General features: G+C 67.5%; 20 protein-coding genes. 13 read left to right on the top strand and 7 right to left on the bottom strand.

Features of this window, described 5'->3' with window-relative positions; genetic code table 11:
- Positions 1 to 250: 250 nt before the first annotated feature.
- Positions 251 to 571: a hypothetical protein gene (locus G4G00_RS21820; RefSeq protein WP_199911364.1), complete on the bottom strand. Its 321-nt coding sequence runs from the start codon at positions 569 to 571 to the stop codon at positions 251 to 253.
- 88 nt (positions 572 to 659) lie between these two features.
- Positions 660 to 2,150: an FAD-dependent oxidoreductase gene (locus G4G00_RS10315; RefSeq protein ID WP_164273181.1), complete on the bottom strand. Its 1,491-nt coding sequence runs from the start codon at positions 2,148 to 2,150 to the stop codon at positions 660 to 662.
- Between the two features lie 68 nt (positions 2,151 to 2,218).
- On the opposite strand from G4G00_RS10315, the gene G4G00_RS10310 reads away from it, so the two are divergent.
- Together G4G00_RS10310 and G4G00_RS10305 are read left to right on the top strand one after the other, a co-directional pair.
- Entirely contained in the window at positions 2,219 to 2,680 is a 462-nt protein-coding gene (locus tag G4G00_RS10310; RefSeq protein WP_240336118.1) for a MarR family winged helix-turn-helix transcriptional regulator, read from the top strand.
- Positions 2,681 to 2,828: 148 nt separating this feature from the next.
- The gene (locus tag G4G00_RS10305) at positions 2,829 to 3,908 is read left to right on the top strand and encodes a serine hydrolase domain-containing protein (protein WP_240336117.1); all 1,080 of its coding nucleotides are present in this window, start codon (positions 2,829 to 2,831) and stop codon (positions 3,906 to 3,908) included.
- A 64-nt stretch (positions 3,909 to 3,972) separates the two neighbouring features.
- Here G4G00_RS10305 and G4G00_RS10300 read toward each other — a convergent pair whose 3' ends face one another.
- From G4G00_RS10300 to G4G00_RS10285, 4 genes are all read right to left on the bottom strand, one after another.
- The gene (locus tag G4G00_RS10300; protein WP_159093981.1) at positions 3,973 to 4,464 is read right to left on the bottom strand and encodes a hypothetical protein; all 492 of its coding nucleotides are present in this window, start codon (positions 4,462 to 4,464) and stop codon (positions 3,973 to 3,975) included.
- Between the two features lie 101 nt (positions 4,465 to 4,565).
- Positions 4,566 to 5,546 (bottom strand): MBL fold metallo-hydrolase, encoded by a 981-nt coding sequence (locus G4G00_RS10295; RefSeq protein WP_205515538.1) that lies wholly within the window; start codon positions 5,544 to 5,546, stop codon positions 4,566 to 4,568.
- A 101-nt stretch (positions 5,547 to 5,647) separates the two neighbouring features.
- A complete protein-coding gene (locus tag G4G00_RS10290) occupies positions 5,648 to 6,511 on the bottom strand; it encodes an alpha/beta hydrolase (RefSeq protein ID WP_164273172.1) in 864 nt (287 codons plus the stop codon).
- A gap of 41 nt (positions 6,512 to 6,552) precedes the next feature.
- On the bottom strand, positions 6,553 to 7,743 hold the full coding sequence (locus G4G00_RS10285) for an MFS transporter (protein WP_240336116.1): 1,191 nt from the start codon (positions 7,741 to 7,743) through the stop codon (positions 6,553 to 6,555).
- Positions 7,744 to 7,852: 109 nt separating this feature from the next.
- Here G4G00_RS10285 and G4G00_RS10280 point away from each other — a divergent pair, with 109 nt between their 5' ends.
- From G4G00_RS10280 to G4G00_RS10250, 7 genes are all read left to right on the top strand, one after another.
- Entirely contained in the window at positions 7,853 to 8,725 is an 873-nt protein-coding gene (locus tag G4G00_RS10280) for a LysR family transcriptional regulator (RefSeq protein ID WP_108753261.1), read from the top strand.
- Between the two features lie 438 nt (positions 8,726 to 9,163).
- Positions 9,164 to 9,520 (top strand): hypothetical protein, encoded by a 357-nt coding sequence (locus tag G4G00_RS21945; RefSeq protein WP_240336115.1) that lies wholly within the window; start codon positions 9,164 to 9,166, stop codon positions 9,518 to 9,520.
- On the top strand, positions 9,517 to 9,855 hold the full coding sequence (locus tag G4G00_RS10270; RefSeq protein WP_164273169.1) for a hypothetical protein: 339 nt from the start codon (positions 9,517 to 9,519) through the stop codon (positions 9,853 to 9,855). The genes G4G00_RS21945 and G4G00_RS10270 overlap by 4 nt, the downstream gene beginning before the upstream one ends.
- Positions 9,856 to 10,164: 309 nt before the next feature.
- Positions 10,165 to 10,902 carry a DUF4141 domain-containing protein gene (locus G4G00_RS10265; protein WP_234414507.1) on the top strand — a complete coding sequence of 246 codons (738 nt, stop codon included), beginning with the start codon at positions 10,165 to 10,167 and terminating at the stop codon, positions 10,900 to 10,902.
- Positions 10,903 to 10,943: 41 nt separating this feature from the next.
- A complete protein-coding gene (locus G4G00_RS10260; protein ID WP_164273166.1) occupies positions 10,944 to 12,077 on the top strand; it encodes a type IV secretion system protein in 1,134 nt (377 codons plus the stop codon).
- 17 nt (positions 12,078 to 12,094) lie between these two features.
- On the top strand, positions 12,095 to 12,388 hold the full coding sequence (locus G4G00_RS10255; RefSeq protein WP_164273163.1) for a hypothetical protein: 294 nt from the start codon (positions 12,095 to 12,097) through the stop codon (positions 12,386 to 12,388).
- 63 nt (positions 12,389 to 12,451) lie between these two features.
- Positions 12,452 to 12,979 (top strand): hypothetical protein, encoded by a 528-nt coding sequence (locus tag G4G00_RS10250; RefSeq protein ID WP_164273160.1) that lies wholly within the window; start codon positions 12,452 to 12,454, stop codon positions 12,977 to 12,979.
- A gap of 47 nt (positions 12,980 to 13,026) precedes the next feature.
- On the opposite strand, the gene G4G00_RS10245 is transcribed toward G4G00_RS10250, so the two are convergent.
- Positions 13,027 to 13,947 carry a M14 family metallocarboxypeptidase gene (locus tag G4G00_RS10245; RefSeq protein ID WP_164273157.1) on the bottom strand — a complete coding sequence of 307 codons (921 nt, stop codon included), beginning with the start codon at positions 13,945 to 13,947 and terminating at the stop codon, positions 13,027 to 13,029.
- A 143-nt stretch (positions 13,948 to 14,090) separates the two neighbouring features.
- Here G4G00_RS10245 and G4G00_RS10240 point away from each other — a divergent pair, with 143 nt between their 5' ends.
- The 4 genes from G4G00_RS10240 to G4G00_RS10225 are packed head-to-tail and all read left to right on the top strand — an operon-like array spanning position 14,091 to position 17,997.
- Positions 14,091 to 14,744, top strand: a complete 654-nt coding sequence (locus G4G00_RS10240; protein ID WP_164273153.1) for a DUF3348 family protein — start codon at positions 14,091 to 14,093, stop codon at positions 14,742 to 14,744.
- Positions 14,745 to 14,754: 10 nt separating this feature from the next.
- Positions 14,755 to 16,986, top strand: coding sequence for a DUF802 domain-containing protein (locus tag G4G00_RS10235; RefSeq protein ID WP_164273151.1), 2,232 nt, complete (start codon positions 14,755 to 14,757; stop codon positions 16,984 to 16,986).
- Complete coding sequence (locus G4G00_RS10230) at positions 16,983 to 17,621, top strand: OmpA family protein (RefSeq protein ID WP_108753269.1); 639 nt, start codon at positions 16,983 to 16,985, stop codon at positions 17,619 to 17,621. Before G4G00_RS10235 ends, G4G00_RS10230 begins: the two co-directional genes overlap by 4 nt.
- Positions 17,611 to 17,997, top strand: a complete 387-nt coding sequence (locus G4G00_RS10225) for a DUF2894 domain-containing protein (RefSeq protein ID WP_108753270.1) — start codon at positions 17,611 to 17,613, stop codon at positions 17,995 to 17,997. Before G4G00_RS10230 ends, G4G00_RS10225 begins: the two co-directional genes overlap by 11 nt.
- Positions 17,998 to 18,236 lie beyond the last annotated feature (239 nt).

Below are 18,236 nucleotides of genomic sequence, written 5' to 3'. Positions count from 1 at the left end.
CAGCGGCGCCCTGCTGGGCGCTCGTGCTGGAAAGGAAGTCGTCGCGGAACGTGGGGGACGTGCGCGTAGGCTCTACGCGAATGTGCCCTGTTGCATATCAAACAGCTGTGAAGTGATGGCGATTTATTTGTGACAGGGCTTCATGAGCTCAGTACGCATCGTTCGATGCAGCCCGCCCTGAGCCTGCGGCAGCCATCTGGCCGGCATGCGGACCGGCCTTGCGGGGGCAACGCCGCCCCCCATTGCGAGGTCACGCGCCAGACTGCGCCGGCGCGACCAGAACCTGCACCTGCAGCGTACTGCCATCGTCCAGGTACAGCACCTGCTGCACTGGCACCGAACCTGCGTCCGCCAGCGGCTGCACGGTCGTACGCGGCAGCACCAGCCGGCAGAACGTACCGCCATCCAGCAGCACAGGTTGGTCACCCGCGTGCAGCGACAGCGCCAGGCCCCAGCCTTCCACGCCGCCGAAGCGGGTCATGTTTTCCACCGTCTCCCCGCCCAGCAGCACCTGCAGTTCGGCGCGCTCCAGGCACAGGCGTAGCGATTGCTGCTGCAGTTCTACTTTCATGCGGGCACCTGGGCGGGGCGGTACGCAGACATCATGATTCAAGGCCGGAACGATCGTGGGCGTGCATGGTACTGCCAACGCCCCTGCCTCAGTGCGCTGGCATGCAGGCATCGAATCGGGCGAGCACGCGATCCACCTCGTGCGCCGCACCCAGCGCGCAGGCGTAGCCATCGGGGCGGATCAGCAGCCAGTGGCCTTCGGCAAGGTCGAGCGCCGTGGCAACGTCGCCGTGCACGTCCCGCCATTCGCTCTGGGCGCCCAGCACATGCACCTGCAGCCCGGCACGCGGCACAACGCTGTGCCGGTCCGTGGCGTGGCCCAGCAGCGTCCAGTGGGTGCCGCGCAGCAGATCGAACAGCCGTGCCGACTGACCGCCCGCGCCCCGCAGCCGCGCATCCGGAATGCGATCGCCGGCAAGCACCTTCGCGATGCCCGCGTCCGCCTGCGCGGTCAGTGGCGAGCTGCGGTACTGCAGATCCAGCTGCTGCACCTCGCGCCCGCGCCGGTGGTCCCCTTGCTGTGCGCGCTCCAGCAGGCTCGTGGCAAGGCCCAGCATGGCGGCGGCAATCGGCCGTCGCTCCGGCTCGTAGCTGTCCAGCAGCGCAGACGGCGCGCCGCGCAGCACCGCTGCCAGCTTCCACCCCAGGTTGTAGGCATCCTGCACGCTGGTGTTCAAGCCCTGCCCGCCGGTGGGCGGATGGGTGTGGGCCGCATCGCCCACCAGAAGCACGTTGCCGCTGCGATAGCAGTCGGCAAGCCGCGCATTCATCTGGTAGGCCGATACCCAGTGCACCTGCTGCACCACGATGTCATCGCGCCCAGTGCGCAGCTGCACCATCGCCTGCAGTCCGGCGGCGGACAGGTCCACCTCGCCTTCCAGCGGTACCGGTGCCTGCAGCTGGAACAACGCCGTTCCCATCAGCGGGCACAGCATCAGCCGTTGCTGCGGGTCGTGCTCGTTGAAGGTGTGCCAGGCATCGCGCGGCAAGCCCTGCAGGCTGACATCGGCAACCACCGCGCGCACGCCCAGCGTTTTGCCGGGGAACCCGATCTGCAGCACCCGGCGCACCGTGCTGCGGCCGCCATCGGCGCCGACCAGATAGCGCGCGCGCAGCGCCTGCGGGCCAGCGGGGGTGTCCAGCTGCAGCGTGACCCCGTCAGCGTCCTGCTCGAAGTCGCGCAGCACATGGGCAAACGCCACGTGGTGGCCCAGTTCGGCCAGGCGTGCGCGCAGCACCTGCTCGGTGGCGAACTGCGGCACCATCAACGGCACGCCATAGGGCTCGGCCACGGTCGCACGGTGTGCCTCCAGCATCACGGCATCGGTGCTGCTGCCGTCCGGGCGGTGCGTGCGGGTTGGCGGGTAGGCACCGCCCACGGCAAACAGGCGGTTGACCACGCCCATGTCTTCGAAGATTTCCAGGCTGCGCGGTTGGATGCCCTTGCCGCGCGATCCCTGGAACAGCGCTTCGCGCTGCTCGATCACGCGTATGGCAACGCCGCGCCTGGCCAGTTCAATGGCCAGGGCCAGGCCCGCGGCACCTGCGCCACAGATCACTACTTCAGTTGACGCCTTCATTTCGACCACCCACATATATGTGTAGGATGCACATATTTCAGGAGCAGCCTATGCCCACCCAAAATCGCGTGCAAGATACACATATCTCGACGGACCTGAAGTCGCTGCACCTGTCCATGCTGGGCATCGTGAGCGTCATGAACCGCCCGGCCAACGACCTGCGGCTCATCAAGGAGGCCGGCATCACCCTGGACCCGGCGCTGTTCCGCCTGCTGGTGGTGATTGAACGGGTCGGGCCGATTGGCGTTGTCGAACTGGCCGACCGGCTGGGCCGCGACTACACCACCATCAGCCGGCAGGTGGCCAAGCTGGTGGCCAAGGAATTGGTGACCCGCCAGGGCAACCCCGCCGACCGGCGCATGCGCGAGGCGGTGATCGCGCCGAAGGGTAAGGCGATGACCGACCGCCTGGATGCAGCGCGTGCGCGCATCGCGGCCGGCATTTTCGCCACGTGGCAGCCGCAGGACGTCAAGGATCTGGTGCGCCTGATGGCAAAGTTCTCTGCGGCGCTGGAGGCCACCGAACAGTGAAGGCCGCGCCACGCAGCACTCCAATCTGGTTGAGCGTACGGGCGGGCATGTGCAGTGGCGTGCCGGCCCTCATGACCCATGCTTGTTGGCCAGCAGCGATCGTCCTAGCATCGTCCGGCGCCCACTACCCGGCCTTGGTACTCACTCGATGAAATGGTTGATCCTGCTGTTACTGGTCCCCATGGTTGCGGTTCCCCCACGGGCCCGGGCCGCAACGCCGCAGGCGCAGGCGCAGGACATCCACCAACAGAACCTGGATGCATATCTGCGCTACATCGAAGACCACAACGCCGGCCGTGGCAGCGTGTCCGTTTTCAGGCAAGGGCAGCCGATCTACATGCGCAGCTTTGGTCAACCGCAAGACGCTGTTCCGGCACCGAGTCCCGATACGCCCTACCCGATTGCATCGGTCACGAAAATGATCACGGCCATCCTGACCTTCAGGCTGATCGAACGTAATGATCTCCACCTCGAAGACAAGCTCTCAACGTATGTAGAGAACATCCCGCAGGGTGAAACCATCACCATCGGTCAGATGTTGCAGCACACAAGTGGATTGGGAAATTTCGCCATCCGGAACGGTGCCATCTGGGTGACCGAGCCTGTCAGTCAGGCGCAGATATTGCAGGAAATCAGGCGCCAGGGCGTGGCGTTCGCACCCGGCAGTCGCACTGCCTACTCCAACTCCGCGTACTACCTTCTGCGTCTGGTGCTGGAACAGAAGTACGGTCGCCCCTACCACCAGATCGTGCAGGAGGAAATCGCCACGCCGCTGGGGCTGAAGCACTTCACCGCCGCGTTGGCCACACAGGGCGCCACTTTCACTTCGCACACCTTTGTTGGTCACTGGCAGCCGATCAAGGATATCGACTACCGCAACGTGATCGGCGTTGGTGATATCGCAAGCACTACCAATGATCTAAACACCGTTGTTTCCGCGCTGTTCCAGCACCGGCTGCTGCGCGCTGAAACCGTGGCCATGATGCTGCCGGAGGGCGGTCATGACGGCTGGGGCATGGGTCTGGCTGCCTTTCCCATCAGACAACATGCATTCCTCGGCCACGGGGGCGATGTACTGGGCGCGCATGCCAGGGTGGTCTACAACCCGGCCGACGGCATTGCCATTGCCTATGCCACCAATGGCGAGCGCATCGCGACCAACACGTTCCTGGAAACCATTGTCGGCATCGTCTACGGAGCACCGCTGCGGATGCCGACATTGAAATGACGCGCTGTTGCAGGCGCTTCGCTGGAAGCGCCTGCAGGACGAAGACACCGGGAGGCGGCCGCGCTCAGTTTTCCTGGTAGTCGCGCTCGTCGTACTCACCCGGCACGGTGCAGGTCAGCGTAACCGGGCTGCCTTCGCTCACCATCAGCGAGCCCAGCTTGGTTTCGCGGCCACCGCCGGCATTCAGCTTGGCGGCCTTACGCACGGCGGCAACGCTGGCGCCCAGTTCGGCGCTGTAGCTCTGGCCCATGCCATCGCTATCGTCGATGTAAGCGGTGATTTCCTTCACCGGCAGACCGAACAGGGTGAACCCGGCGGCCGGGGTGATTGGCTTCAGGCTGCCGTCTTCTTCGCGCGGCAGCGCCTTCCAGGCGGCGTTGTTGGTATCGGGGGCGGCGCGGCATTCCAGCGCGGCCTGCAGCGACGGCGCGATGGCCTGCCACTGGGTAGCGTTCAAGGCGTGGGCGGACGGTGCAGCGGCGGCGACGGCCAGCAGCGGGGCCAGCAGCTTCAGACGCATGCGGCGTGCACGCGACAGGGAGGGAGTTACGTTCATTACCTACATTCCATTTGCAGTGGGGTTCCTTGCCGCTGGCGCTGCGGATGCAGGCGCTAACGGCGAAGGAATTCTACGCTTCCACGTACGGCCGGTCTGCCTCAACGATTGAGCGTGTAGTTGGCCGGCACCCAGCGGTACTGGTACGGCGCGCCTTCGGCGATATGGCCGATGCCGGGGAAGGAGATGTGTGCCGCGGCGATCCACCAGCCGTTCGCTACCGCTTGCTGGTACAAGGCATCGCGCGAGGCAATGGCCTGGGTGCTCTGCCAGTCGTAGCGGATGGCGACCTGCGGATCGTCGAACTGCACTGCCGCCACATGCACGGTGTCACCCCAGAACAGCATGGCCTGATCGGCATCGTGCAGCAGGTAGACACTGTGGCCGGGGGTGTGGCCGGGGGCTGGCAAGGCACGCAGCCCCGGCACCAGGTCCTGGCCTGCCGGTTCGAAGGTCTGCACACGGCCGGCCGCACGATACGGCGCCAGCACGCTCTGCGCGGCGGCGAAGAACGGACGCTGCAGCGGTCCCACCTGGTCCTGGTTGCGGCTGTTGGTCCAGAAGTCGAACTCGCGCTTGGCCACATGCACCGTGGCATTGGGGAACACCGCCTTGCCATCGCGCAGCAGGCCGCCGGCATGGTCTTCATGCAGGTGAGTGATGAAGATGTCGTCCACATCGGCCGGGCCATGCCCCGATGCCCGCAGCGCCGCGACCAGGCCGCCGCCCTCGGCGCCGTACAGATCGCCTGCACCGGTGTCGACCAGCATCACCCGGTCGCCCTGCACGATCAGGAAGGCGTTGATCATCCCTTCTACGGGCGCCTTCAGATACTGCTGCGCCAGCAGCCGATCCACTTCACCAGGACGCGCCCCCAGCAGCAACTGGTCCACGGGGAACAGATGCGTGCCATCCAGCAGTGCGGTCACCTGGAACGTGCCCAGCTGCATGCGGGAGAAGCCCGGTGCCTGCTGTGGCTGCTGCACGGCCGCCGCAGCGGGTTCGGCCGCCATGCCGGCCATCGGCAGCGCCGAGGCAACGGCCAGCAACAGTGCGGCCGCGAGTGTGTGTGTCTTGTGCATCATTGCATTCCTGCGTGTGTTGAACGAAAAGGCCAATAGGCTCGGGGATACATGGCGGTGTACTGCACCGTGTGCAGCCGTGTCTGCAGCAGCGCTGTCCGTCAGCCCCTCCAGTCCTGCAGGAACTCCATCAGCAGGCCGTTCACCACCTCCGGGCGCTCTTCATGCGGCAGGTGGCCACAGCGTTCGATGGCAACCGCACGCAGGTTCTCGGCCATTTCCGCCCAGACCTGTGGCATGTCGAACATGCGCCCCACCGCCTCGAATTCCGCACCCCACAGGGCCAGCGTCGGGCAAGCAATGCGCACGTGCGCGTCTTCCAGGTCCTGCTGCACGTCCACTGCGTTGGCGCGGTAGTCCGACATCGCCGCGCGCACCGCACCCGGCGCACTGTAGGCACGCACATAGGTGTCGAAGGCTTCGCCGCTGATCGCGGCCGGATCGTAAGCCCAGTCAGAGAAGAACCAGCGCAGCCATTTCGCTTCATTGCCGGCAATCAGCGCTTCGGGCAGGTCCGGCACCAGGTGGAACAGGAAGAACCAGTACGCCTTGGCGATGGAGGCGTTCAGTTCACGCGCCACGATGCGGGTGGGCACGTTGTCCATCACCACCAGGCGGTCCACGCGCTGCGGGTGATCCTTGGCCAGGCGCGTGGCCACGCGGGCGCCGCGGTCGTGCCCGACCAGCGCCACCTTGTCGATGCCCAGCGTGTCCAGCAGGGCCACGATGTCCTGCGCCATGCTGCGCTTGTCGTAGCCGGTGGCCGGCTTCTCGGTTTCACCGTAGCCGCGCAGATCGGGCGCAATCACCCGGTGGTTGGCCGCAAGCACCGGAATCTGGTGACGCCAGGCGTAGTTGGTTTCCGGAAAGCCGTGCAGCAGTACCACCGGGGCGCCGTTGCCGGCGTCGATGAAGTTCTGGCGGATGCCATTGGCACGCACGGTGTGGCTGACGAACGGGCTCATCAGGGTGTCCTTTCAACGTGGGGGAAAGATGAGAAAGGTGTTCAGCGCGCTGCGGCGCGGGTGCCGAGCTGCAGTGCGGTGGCCAGCGCCGCCAGACCAATCGACAACACCACCACGCCACGCCAGCCATCCAGCGACCAGGCCCAGCTGGCGGCTGCGGCACCGGCGGCACCGCCCAGGAACATCGAGCCCATGAACAGCGTGTTGAGCCGCGAACGGGCTTCCGGCCGCAGTGCGTAGACCACGTGCTGCTGCGAAACCAGCACGCCCTGCACGGCCAGGTCCAGCAGAACGCAGCCCACGACCAGGCCGATGATGGACGGCCACAGGCCCAGCAGCAGCCACGACAGCAGGGTGAGCGCGCTGCCGGCGATGATGGCCAGGTGCGGGCCACGGCGGTCGGCAATGCGGCCGGCCAGCGGTGCGGCCAGGATGCCGACCGCACCGACAATGCCGAACAGCCCCGCCACCTGTGCGCCGTAGTGGGCATTCACCTGCGGCAGGCGCAGCGACAAGGTGGTCCAGAACGCGGCGAACGCAGCAAACAGCAAGGCCTGGGTGATGGCGGCACGGCGCAGTACCGGCAGTTCCCGCCACAGGCCCACCAGCGAACGCATCAGCGCCGGATAGCTTGCGCCCTGCGTGGGCTGGCTGACCGGCAGCAGCGTGCGTGCCAGCACCGCCGCACCCAGCGCCAGCGGCACGCCCAGCCAGAACATGGCGCGCCAGCCGGCGTGGTCGCCCACCGCGCCAGACAGGGTGCGGCTGAGCAGGATGCCGCACAGCACACCGGACATGACGATGCCGATGGTGGCGCCGCGGCGTTCGGGCGCGGCCAGTGCGGCGGCCAGCGGCACGATCTGCTGGGCCACGGTGGCGGTCACCCCCACCAGCAGCGAGGCGGCCAGCAGCATGGCGCCGCTGGGCGCCAGCGCGGTGAATGCCAGGGCCACGGCCAGCAGGGTGAACTGCACCACGATCAGGCGGCGGCGCTCCATGCGATCGCCCAGCGGCACCAGCGCGAACAGGCCCAGCGCGTAGCCCAGCTGGGTGGCGGTCGGCACCAGGCCGGTCAGCGTGCCCGGCAGCTCGCGCTGCATCAGGCCCAGCATGGGCTGGTTGTAATAGATGTTGGCCACGGCCAGGCCCGCACACAGGGCCATCACCAGGGTGAGGGCCGGGGTGAGGGCCGGTAGCGCGGCGGGTTGTGCCGGTGACGTTGCAGTGCTCATGGATCGGGCTCGATTCGCACCCGGAGTGGGCGTGGCGAAACTATGAGCGCATATCGATTCATGCAGTAGACTGCCAATCAGTTAGGCCAGCCAAACGGAAATCGTTACAATGAATTTGAGCGATGTGCAGGTGTTCGTGGAAGCCGTGCGCGTGGGCAGCCTGGCCGGCGCGGCGCGCAAGCTGGGCCTGACCGCCATGTCGGCCTCGCGCAGCCTGGGTGCGCTGGAGGCCGAGCTGGGTGCGCGCCTGCTGCACCGGACCACCCGTTCCCTGTCGCCCACCAGCGATGGCGAGGTGTTCCTGCCCTACGCGCAGGCGCTGCTGGAAGGCCAGGCCAATGCCCTGGCCGACCTGCACCCCGATGGCGGCGGCCTGAGCGGCCAGTTGCGCATCACCGCGTCCACCGCATTCGGGCGCCGGGTGGTGGCGCCGCTGCTGCCGGCCTTCATGGCCGAGCACCCGCGCCTGCACGTGGATCTGCACACCACCGACGAACAGGTGGATATCGTCGCGCAGGGGATTGATGTGGCCATCCGCATTGCGCCGCTGCGCGACAACCGGCTGGTGGCGCGGCGTCTGGCCGACAACCCACGCGTGCTGATCGCTTCGCCGGCGTACCTGCAACAGCGTGGCCAGCCGCAGCTGCTGTCCGATCTGGCAGCGCACGAGTGCCTCGCCGCCAGCGGCACCCGCCACTGGGCGTTCCTGCGCGAGGGCAAGCCGCTGCGGCAGCGGGTGGCGGGCCGGCTGACGGCCAGTTCGGTGGAAGCCGTGTATGAAGCCTGCGCGGGCGGGCTGGGCATCGCCAATCTGTCGCAGTGGTATGTGCGCGATGCGCTGGCGCGCGGCGATGTGCAGGCGATCACGCTGGATGACGCCGCGCCCGAACCGCTGGATATCTGGGCGGTCTACCCCAGCGCCAGCCGGGTGCCGCCGAAAGTGCGCGCGTTCGTGGCGGCGGTGCAGGACGCGCTGGGCTAAGGCCTTGTCGCAAATGCCACGTTGCGGTGTGTAAGTGCAGGTGTTCAACACGGCACTGTGTCGCAGATTGCCGGTTGGGCGCAGCGCCAAGCGCCATATTGGATGGAGATTGCTTAACAGCCTGCGACAATGCCGAAAGCGTCGCTATCAGAATGCGTTCTTCAACTTTTCTGATTGGCATTCGGCATCACCGCGGTTACAGATGGCGGGCCATCGATTACGGATGGCCGGGCTTCGAATCCCGCATTAAAGCTGAGTGATTGCGCTTGCCAGTCGGCGCCGCCGTGTGCGGCGTCGGCTGGCAATCCGCCTGCCGGCCATGGCGGGCGGTGCGCGGGGGCGTTCACGCCCGCCGGCTTGGCTTTATCCGGATTCGAACCGCGTACCGCCCGCCACCTTTGTGTGGCGGTTGTTGCTTGCCCCTTTCGGAGCCACGCCATGACCACGCCTGATGTTTCGCCGCTGCGCCCTGCCCGCCCGGCGGCCGCCGACCCCACCACCTTCGCCGCCACACTGCGTCGTATCGCCTGCGGCGCCGCCGCCAATGGCCAACCCTGGCCCGAACAGCACCCGCTGCCGACCCGGCGCATGCAACTGGCCGATGCCGACTGCGCCGTGGCCGGCCTGCGCGTGGTGCAGGAACTGCTGCTGGCCGCCGAACGCGTGCGGCAGAGCGGCAACGACGAGGAATGCCTGGGTGATCGCGTAATGGAAGGGCTGATGATGGCGTGCCTGGCGCTGAGCGCACAGGTGGGTGATCGCCTGCACGGCGATGGCGCAGGCGCACAGCCATGACCCGCGGCCGCTTCCGTTACCTGCAGACCGCCTTCCGTGCCGTGGAAAAGCAGTTCCTGATCAAGCACCTCTGGCTGTTCGGCATTGTCGCAACGGTGCCGTCGCTGGTGCTTTCGATAACGCCCCTGCACCTGAAGCCCCTGCCCACGCTGCTGCATCTGGGGGTGCTGCTGGGCCTGCTCGCCCACATCCTGCTGCACAACCCACGCAACCGCCCGCTGCCCGACGGACTGGTCTGCCCGGCCTGTTCGCGCCATCTGCTGGGCAGGTTTGGCAAACGCGCGCTGGCCACCGGTGAATGCCCGCGTTGCGGACAGGAACTGTTCAACGGTTAGCCTCTGGCGCCCTGATCAACGTCGTTCCCGCGCGCGATGGCGTGAACGGACAGATTCAGGGCGCCGCTTCCACAGGCTGTTGAGCGGCATGTCGTCTGCGAGCTGCGGCGGCTGAACCACCGCAAATCCGTACCGCGTCTTCGTTCCCGCTGCCGTCGACACGGCGCCACCAGTCACATACGACACGAGGTGCAAGGTTTCTGATTGACCGCCCTCGTGCCCTGGCAATGGAATGTGGGCACCGCGGAAGGAGCCGTGATCGCACGGCGCTGGAACCGCAGGTACCCCGCCCGGTTTGCAAGGATTGCCATGACTCGCACCTCACCCGTTCGTTCCCGCGCGATGCGCCTGCTGGCGTGTGTCGCCGTTGCCATGCTGCTGCTGGCCGGGCCCGCGCATGCCACCTGGACCGTCAACGACCCGCAGTCGATGGCCAAGGCCATCGAGCAGTACAAGCGCCAGGCCGAGCACTACAAGCAGCAGGTCGAACACTACAAACAACAGCTGATCCAGCTCAATCCACTGCCGCGCACCGATTCGGTGATGACCGACAGCTTTTCCGAACGCAGCGAGGACTACCAGCTGCAGGAGCGCTGCCCCGGCGCAGCAGGGCGCGGGATTGGCGGATTGACGAGCCGGCTCGGCGACCTGCTGCCAGGCATCGGCGGCGATGCAGCCAGCGAGCAGACGCGCATCTGCGCGCGCATCGTGCGCGCCAGGAACACCCAGTACAACGCCACCGTGCGCATGCTCGATCGGCTGGTCCAGCGCAACCAGCAGTTCGAGGCCATCCAGACCCAGCGCAGCCAGACCGGCAACAGCCAAGGCAAGCTGGCCGCCAATGACAACGAAGTCCACCGCTTCGCTGCGCAGAACGAAATGGACCTGCAGCACTGGCAGGCCCAGATGAAGGCCTACGACGGCTACATCGAAGGCCTGACCGCACAACGGGCGCAGCTGGCGCGCCAGGCGCTGGACGGCAAGCCCCCCAGCCTGCTGGGCCAGTTGGTACGGGGCGCCGTGCTGGCAAGGGCGCTGTCGAACTGAGGCGTCGCCGTTCCCTCTCCCCCCACCGATGGACAGATGGCATGAATGGATTCGTTGACACCGCCGCGTTCGGCCTACCGCTTCTTGCAGACATCACGCCGGGGAACTTCCTGTTCTTCCGACTGGTAAGTGACTACTTCGACAGAGAGATCGCCGAATTCGGGCTGGACCTTACCCGCCGCGCCGCGCGATGGGTCACCTTCACCGCAATGACGCTCACCACGTTCTGGGTGCTGATCCAGGGCTACGCGCTCGCCGCCGGGCGCTCGCAACAGTCGGCCATGGCGATCATGGGGCGGGCGGCAAAAGTGGCATTGGTGGTCATGGCCGCCACCGCCGCGGGGGCCAATGGCACGGCACTGCACAAGGCGGTTACCGACAACCTGGACAAGGAGATCCACCAGCTGTTTACCGGCAAGCGCAGCGGCGGTGCAGCCGATGCGATTGACGAGAACCTGATGTACACGCAGCTGGCGTTGTCAGCGCTGGACGCCATCCACGTGGATGAAAGCGATCCCGAACTGATCGAAAAGAAAGGCCGCGCCATGCAGCTGGCCAGCTTCGGTACCGCCAGCCCGCCCATGGCCGCCGGTGCCATGCTGCTGCTGTTCAAGTTCACCATGGCGTTCCTGATGGGCATCGGGCCGATCTTCATCCTCGCCCTGATGTTCGAACAGACCAAGGACCTGTTCAAGAAGTGGCTGTTCTACGTGCTGGGCACGCTGTTTTCGATGTCCCTCCTGTCGGTGGTGTCGGCCATGGTGCTGAAGTTCACCGCCAAAGTGGCCGCCGCCTACTGGGTGATGGAGCTGCTCCCGATCGACACTGGCGAAGGCTTGTCATCGCAGGCGCTGCAACAAGGCGGCATCGGGCTGCTGATGACCGCGCTCATCATCACGGCGCCTACCATCGGCGCGGCCATGTGGCAGGGCAACATGGGCGCCTTCATGGCCTATTCGCCGTTTGCCAGCCCGACACCGCCGCCGGGCATGTCGGGCTCACCTGGGCTTTCTTCGGCGCCGGCGCCGGCACCGGCACCGGCACCGGCAGCAACGCCGGCCATGGCAACGCAGGATGCACTACCGATGGGCACCTTCGCCGCATCGCCGTCACCGTTGCCGGAAGCGACCGGCCTTCGCGGCAACGCCCACCATGACAGCAGCCGCATGCTGTGAAGAAGGGAGAACCTGCAATGAAGAGAACACGCGGCGTCTGCGCGCTGGTGCTGCTGCAGCTGCTCGCCCTGCCGGCAGGGGCGCAGTCGGACAACTACTACGAGCCCATCCCCTACTACAACGACAACCCCTTCCTGTTCTGCACCCTCGGCGTGCCCGGCGACTGCTGGGCACCCGTCGACCCGGCCACCGGCACCTTCACCATCACCAACATCTACTGCTACAACCCGATCTCGGCCCTGCAGTACGCACGGGTCTGCCCGAAAGCGTTCCCGAACGGCCCGCAGGGCGCAGGCGCCGCCACCGAGTGACCGCAGGCCAGTGCGGTGCTAGTGTGCGCAGCAGATCGCCCCTGCCCCGGCCCGGACCGCCGCATGAAAGCACACGCCCTGCTGTTCGTGGTCGCCACATTCGCCCTGGGTGCAGCCAATGCCCAAGCCCAGGAGGCGCGATTCATCTCCTCCGAACCGTCGCCCTTCAAGCGTTCGGTCTTTGTCGCGCCGAACGAAACCCGCTTCAGCGGCAGCGCCACCGTATCGGGCACGCTGCAGGTCGCCTGGGAGCCGGAAAGCGAGGGCTTCGGTGGCGGCTACCGGGTGGTGCTGAAACCGGACGCGGCCAGCCAGCGGCGATTGCCGCACGATGCGGGCCGTGGCCCGGTCAGTGAGATCTGGATCCGCAACACCGACACGATCATCAGCGCGCTGCTGTCGCCGGCCCAGCGCAAGGCCGGCTTGAAGCAGCAGCACTACTTCAGCGGCCAGGTACGGTTGGTGTTGAATTCCTACCGCACCGGCGTGGACTGCGACATGCGCGGCTACAACGCGTTGTTCGTTGCCGTGGCCGACGAACGCCCGGCCCTGGCCCTGGCACCGCGCCCGGACGAAGTGCCCAGCTGCTAGGCCGGGTGGCCGTGCCCCCTCGCCGGGCATGGCCCGGCGCTACCGGGTTACGGCGCGGCCAGCGCGAAATCCAGACCGGCGCACACCGCCGCCACCTGGGCGTCGTTGCATTCCAGCGGGTTGGTGCGCGGGCTGTCCGGGTAGACCTCGGTGGTGGTGGCATACAACGCATCGGTAAAGCCGGCGCAGGCACCGATCGAACGCGATTCGCCCCAGACCACGCCCGGCGACTGCAGCGGCAGACCGACCAGGTTGCCCTCGGCGTCGGCCGGGGCGATATGGGTGATCGGCGCCACCGCGGCAATCAGCGCCTTCTGGAATTCCGGCTGCGGGTCTTCACTGTTGCCGATCACATAGAAGCCATCGGGAATGGTGTCGCGCTCGAACGGCTTGCCGTCGCGGGCGCAGCGTGCCGGGTCGAACTCGTGCAGATCGCTGTCGGTGGTTTCGTGCAGGTCCAGGTGTACCCGGATGTTCGGCTTGCGCTCGGCCAGCCAGCGCATCAGGGCCGCCGCTTCCTCGATCTGGCCGCCGTCACGGAAACTGCGGTTCGGGTCGATGGCGTCCGGGTTCCAGCGCTGGATGCGCTCGTAGCCCCACGGGCTGACACAAGGCGCCACGATCAGGTTGTAGCGGCCCAGGTAGCGCTCGGCCTGGTCCTGCAGGAACTGCAGGGCGCCATGTACGCCACTGGTCTCGTAGCCGTGCACGCCGCCGGTCACCAGCGCGGTGGGCAGCGCCGGGTTCCAGTCGTGGTTCACCACCGCAAACAGCGGGTAATGGTCGGGCGCGTAATCCAGCTGGCCGTACTGCATCACGTCGAAGCGCTCGTCCAGGCGTTCCAGCTCGGCCACCACATCGTCGTGGTAACTGCGCTGCTTCTGCTGGCGGGCCCGCCACTGTGCGCGTTCAGCATCGCCCCAGGGCTGGCCGGGGGTGCCGATGGGGTAGAACTGCGCCAGGGTCATGCGGAACTCCAGTGGATTCAGGTGCGGTAGTGCAGCCGGCCATTGTACGCCCGCTGCCGGGCACGGGCGGCATGCCGCCGGCCCTTTCATACGGCCAGGGTCATCTGGCTGTAAAATCAACGGTTTTGGCCCCCAACCCCTTGATGGCGAACGCAGTGCAGCCGGTCCTGGGCGGACCGGACTTCCTCCGTCTGCTCGCCCGTCTCAGTGACGGCGCGATGCCGGCCACCAGTCCTGCCCTGACCGATCGCCTCGGCCAGTGGGTGGACTGGAGCCGTGCCGTGGCCCTGTCCGGGGCCCTGGATGGCCGCCTGCCCGAGGCTGCCGAGCCGGTCGAAGCGCTGGACGATCTGCTGGCCGACTGCGCCCAGGCCGAGACCAGCCTGCTGGCCTCGCTGAACGAGGATGCCGAGGCCGAGCGCCTGCTGGACCTGGCCGAGGCGGCCGCCACCGCAAATTTCGCTTCGCTGCGGCAGCGCTATCTGGTGCTGCAACGGGCGATGCAGACCGCCACCGGCCGCCTGCGCGGCCGCCTGCGTGACCAACTGGTACAGACCACGCCCGAACTGGCGCGGCTGGCCGAGGTCGACGCGGTGATGGAACAGACCCTGAGCCCGCGCGAACACGCCCTGCTGGCCACCGCCCCGGCCGTGCTGGGCGCGCGCTTCGAGCGCGTGCATGGCCAGCCCGGCTGGCGCGCTCCCTTCAGGAATGACATGCGCAGCCTGCTGCTGGCCGAACTTGAACTGCGCTTCCACCCGATTCATGGGCTGCTTGCAGCCCTGCGCCCCCACTGACCGGAACACCATGTCCAGAACCGTCTTCCCCGTCGTTGTCTTCCTTGTGGGCCTGCTGGCCGTGTGCTGGATCGGCATTGGCTATGTGGCCGTGCATCCGCTGGGCGCGCTGGTGGCAGCGGTTATCGCGGCCTGCTACGTGGCCGGTGGCGTGGAGCTGTACCGCTACCGTCAGGCCAGCAACGGCCTGCGTGCCGCACTGGCCGATGTATCGCTGGCCAAGGACAGCCTTCAGCCTTGGCTGGAGCGCGTGCCGGCCGGCCTGCGCAACGCGGTGCGCCTGCGCGTGGAAGGCGAGCGCACCGCCCTGCCCGCGCCGGTGCTGACCCCGTACCTGGTGGGGCTGCTGGTGCTGCTGGGCATGCTGGGCACCCTGCTGGGCATGATGGACACCCTGCGCGGCACCGGCCTGGCCCTGCAGAGCGCCACCGATATGGCCGCCATCCGCGGTTCACTGGCGTCGCCGGTGCAGGGCCTGGCCGTGGCCTTCGGCACCTCCATTGCCGGTGTGGCCAGCTCGGCCATGCTGGGTCTGCTGGCCGCCCTGCTGCGCCGCGACCGCCTGCAGGCCGTGCAGCAGCTGGACCGCGCCATCGCCGGCGACCTGCACCCGCATTCGCAGGCCTGGCAGCGTGCCGAATCGCTGCGCCTGCTGCAGGCACAGTCCACCGCCCTGCCCGCACTGGTGGACCGGCTGCAGGACATGACCCGTGCGTTCGAGCAGCACAGCAGTGCCGCCAACGAGCGCCTGCTGGCCGGCCAGGGCGAGTTCCTGACCCAGAGCCAGGCGCTACAGGAAAGGCTGGCGGTTTCGCTGCAGCAATCGCTGCTCGAAGGCGCCGAAGCCAGCGCCAGCGCCATTGGCGGCGCCCTGCAGCCCTTGGCCGAAACCACGCTGGCCGGTCTGGCCAGCCACGGCCAGGCACTGCATGCGCGCGTCGAACAGGCCGTGCAGCAGCAGTTGGCCGGGCTGGCCGACGGCTTCGAGCGCAGCCGCGTGGCCACCGAGGCCAGCTGGGCGCGCGTGGTGGATGAGCAGACCCAGGCCCAGCAGGCGCTGGTGACCGAACTGCGGCAGCACCTGCAGGCCTTCAGCGACGGCCAGGCCCGCCAGAGTGAAACGCTGCTGGCCAGCCTGGGTGAGCGCCTGCAGGGCGATGCCCAGCGCCATGCCGACACCTGGCGCACGGCCGCCGAGCAGCAGCACGCGCTGAACCGCGAGCTGGCCGAGCGCCAGCAGCACGCGCTGCAAAGCGCCAACGACAGCCTGCACACCCAGGCGCAGGCCCTGCTGCAGACGCTGGATGCGCGCCATGCCGACAGCCAGGCGCTGCTGCAGGCCCACGAGCAGCAGCGTACCCAGGACTGGCACAACGCACAGGCCGCCGCAGCCGCCGCGCATGCCGAACTGCAGGCCAGCCTGGACACCCGCGAACAGCAGCGCCAGGCGCGCTGGGATGCAGTAAGCGCCGATCTGCAGCAGGCCCACGCGGCCCTGCAGGCGCAGTTGCAGGCCAGCGACGAACAGCGCCTGCAGCGCTGGACCGATGCACTGCAGGCGGCCTCTGCCGATCTGACCGCGCAGCAGCAGACCGTGTGCCAGACCCTGGCCGACACGGCCCAGCAGATTGGCGACAACGGCCGCGCGCAGGCCAGCGCCACCCTGGCCGAAGTGTCCACCCTGCTGCAGACCGCCGCGCAGGCGCCGAAGGCCGCCGCCGAAGTCATCAACGAACTGCGCAACACGCTGTCGGAAAGCCTGGTACGCGACAACGCCGTACTGGAAGAACGCGGCCACCTGCTGGCCACCGTGCAGACCCTGCTGGAGGCCATCAACCATGCCTCGCACGAACAGCGCAGCGCGGTGGACGCACTGGTGGGCGGTTCGGCCGAGCTGCTGGAACGCGTGGGCAGCCGCTTCACCGATCACATCGCCGCCGAGACCGGCAAGCTGGATGGCATTGCCGCGCAGTTGAGCGGCAGCGCCGACGATGTGGGCCAGCTGGCCGGCAACTTCGGCGCGGCAGTGGAACAGTTCGGCAGCGCAGCGGTCGAGCTGTCCGGCCGCCTGGAACAGATTGGCGGCGCGTTGGATGCCTCGTTGGCACGCAGCGATGAACAGCTGGCCTACTACGTTGCCCAGGCCCGTGAAGTGGTCGACCTGAGCCTGCTGTCGCAGAAGCAGGTGATGGACGAACTGCAGCAGCTGGCCGCGCGCCGTGGCAAGGCCGGCAGCGCATGAGCGACGAACTGGAGGTCGATGGCGGTTCACACGCCCCGATCTGGGCCGCCTTCGGCGATCTGATGTCCGTGCTGCTGGGCGCCTTCGTGCTGATCCTGGTGGGCGTGGTAGCGGTGCAGCTGGAGTTGTCGCAACGCCTGGACGCCGAAGTGAAGCAGCGCCAGGCCGAGGCCAAGCGGTTGCAGACGCTGGAACAGGCACTGGCCGGGCCGCTGGCTGCCGGACGGGTGACCCTGGTCGATGGCCGCATCGGCATCAGCGGCAACGTGCTGTTCGCGCTGAACTCGGACCAGCTGCAGCCGGAAGGCCAGGAACTGCTGCGCAGCCTGGCCGCCCCGCTGTCGGCCTACCTGGGTTCCCGCGATGAAATCCTGATGGTGAGCGGCTTCACCGACGATGCGCCGATCCGCGATGGCAACCGCCGCTTCGCCGACAACTGGGAGTTGTCCGCGCAGCGTTCGCTGACCGTGACCCGTACCCTGATCGCCGACGGCGTGCCGGCCGATGCCGTGTTTGCCGCCGCCTTCGGCAGCGAGCAGCCGGTCAGTTCCAATGCAGACGAAGCCGGCCGCGCGCGCAACCGCCGCGTGGAGATCGCGCCGATTCCCAAGCCGAAGGCTGGCGATGGCAAATAAGCCGGCTACCAGCGCTGCGCGTGAGGGGTTGCGCGCCCTGGTACGCGATCTGGATGCCGGTTCGCGCGCGCGCGAACACTACCCGCAGGTGCCGATGCTGGAAACGGTGCGCCGCGAGTGGTCGGCCCTGCGCAGCGAACTTCAGGTGAAGCGATCATTGCGCGCCGAAGCCCCGGCTGACGGCGGCCCGCTGAACTCGGCGGTGCTGGTGCAGCGCATGCTGGACACCATGCAGGGCGCCAGCCCCGGCTACCTGCGGCATTTCATTGATTACGTGGATACCTTGTCGTGGCTGCAGGCGTTGCAGGACGGCGTAGCCAGCAGCAGTGATGCGGCGAAGCCCAAGCGCACGCGCAAACCCCGAACCGCAGGCTGACCGGCCGGGCGCAAGCACCAACCGCGACTTGACCCACTTCTGGTAGGTGCCAATTGACCCGCTTTTGGTAGGTGCCAACCTTGGTTGGCACGCGCCGCGCCTCGGCGCCTGGTAGGTGCCAACCTTGGTTGGCACACGCAGTGCCCGCGTGCCCACCAAGGTGGGCACCTACCGGGAAACCGGCGGCCCCAGAGCGTGCCCACCAAGGTGGGCACCTACCGGGAATCGGGGACGTGTGC

Origin of the sequence: Stenotrophomonas sp. B1-1, from assembly GCF_010894375.1 — a bacterium.
Classification (GTDB): Bacteria; Pseudomonadota; Gammaproteobacteria; order Xanthomonadales; family Xanthomonadaceae; genus Stenotrophomonas.
This window is presented reverse-complemented; position numbering and strand designations above follow the sequence as displayed.

Coding starts and splice junctions, on each gene's coding strand:
- G4G00_RS21820 (WP_199911364.1), bottom strand. CDS start 571: ATGAAAGTAGAACTGCAGCAGCAATCGCTACGCCTGTGCCTGGAGCGC.
- G4G00_RS10315 (WP_164273181.1), bottom strand. CDS start 2,150: ATGAAGGCGTCAACTGAAGTAGTGATCTGTGGCGCAGGTGCCGCGGGC.
- G4G00_RS10305 (WP_240336117.1), top strand. CDS start 2,829: ATGAAATGGTTGATCCTGCTGTTACTGGTCCCCATGGTTGCGGTTCCC.
- G4G00_RS10300 (WP_159093981.1), bottom strand. CDS start 4,464: ATGAACGTAACTCCCTCCCTGTCGCGTGCACGCCGCATGCGTCTGAAG.
- G4G00_RS10295 (WP_205515538.1), bottom strand. CDS start 5,546: ATGCACAAGACACACACACTCGCGGCCGCACTGTTGCTGGCCGTTGCC.
- G4G00_RS10290 (WP_164273172.1), bottom strand. CDS start 6,511: ATGAGCCCGTTCGTCAGCCACACCGTGCGTGCCAATGGCATCCGCCAG.
- G4G00_RS10285 (WP_240336116.1), bottom strand. CDS start 7,743: ATGAGCACTGCAACGTCACCGGCACAACCCGCCGCGCTACCGGCCCTC.
- G4G00_RS10280 (WP_108753261.1), top strand. CDS start 7,853: ATGAATTTGAGCGATGTGCAGGTGTTCGTGGAAGCCGTGCGCGTGGGC.
- G4G00_RS21945 (WP_240336115.1), top strand. CDS start 9,164: ATGACCACGCCTGATGTTTCGCCGCTGCGCCCTGCCCGCCCGGCGGCC.
- G4G00_RS10270 (WP_164273169.1), top strand. CDS start 9,517: ATGACCCGCGGCCGCTTCCGTTACCTGCAGACCGCCTTCCGTGCCGTG.
- G4G00_RS10265 (WP_234414507.1), top strand. CDS start 10,165: ATGACTCGCACCTCACCCGTTCGTTCCCGCGCGATGCGCCTGCTGGCG.
- G4G00_RS10260 (WP_164273166.1), top strand. CDS start 10,944: ATGAATGGATTCGTTGACACCGCCGCGTTCGGCCTACCGCTTCTTGCA.
- G4G00_RS10255 (WP_164273163.1), top strand. CDS start 12,095: ATGAAGAGAACACGCGGCGTCTGCGCGCTGGTGCTGCTGCAGCTGCTC.
- G4G00_RS10250 (WP_164273160.1), top strand. CDS start 12,452: ATGAAAGCACACGCCCTGCTGTTCGTGGTCGCCACATTCGCCCTGGGT.
- G4G00_RS10245 (WP_164273157.1), bottom strand. CDS start 13,947: ATGACCCTGGCGCAGTTCTACCCCATCGGCACCCCCGGCCAGCCCTGG.
- G4G00_RS10240 (WP_164273153.1), top strand. CDS start 14,091: ATGGCGAACGCAGTGCAGCCGGTCCTGGGCGGACCGGACTTCCTCCGT.
- G4G00_RS10235 (WP_164273151.1), top strand. CDS start 14,755: ATGTCCAGAACCGTCTTCCCCGTCGTTGTCTTCCTTGTGGGCCTGCTG.
- G4G00_RS10230 (WP_108753269.1), top strand. CDS start 16,983: ATGAGCGACGAACTGGAGGTCGATGGCGGTTCACACGCCCCGATCTGG.
- G4G00_RS10225 (WP_108753270.1), top strand. CDS start 17,611: ATGGCAAATAAGCCGGCTACCAGCGCTGCGCGTGAGGGGTTGCGCGCC.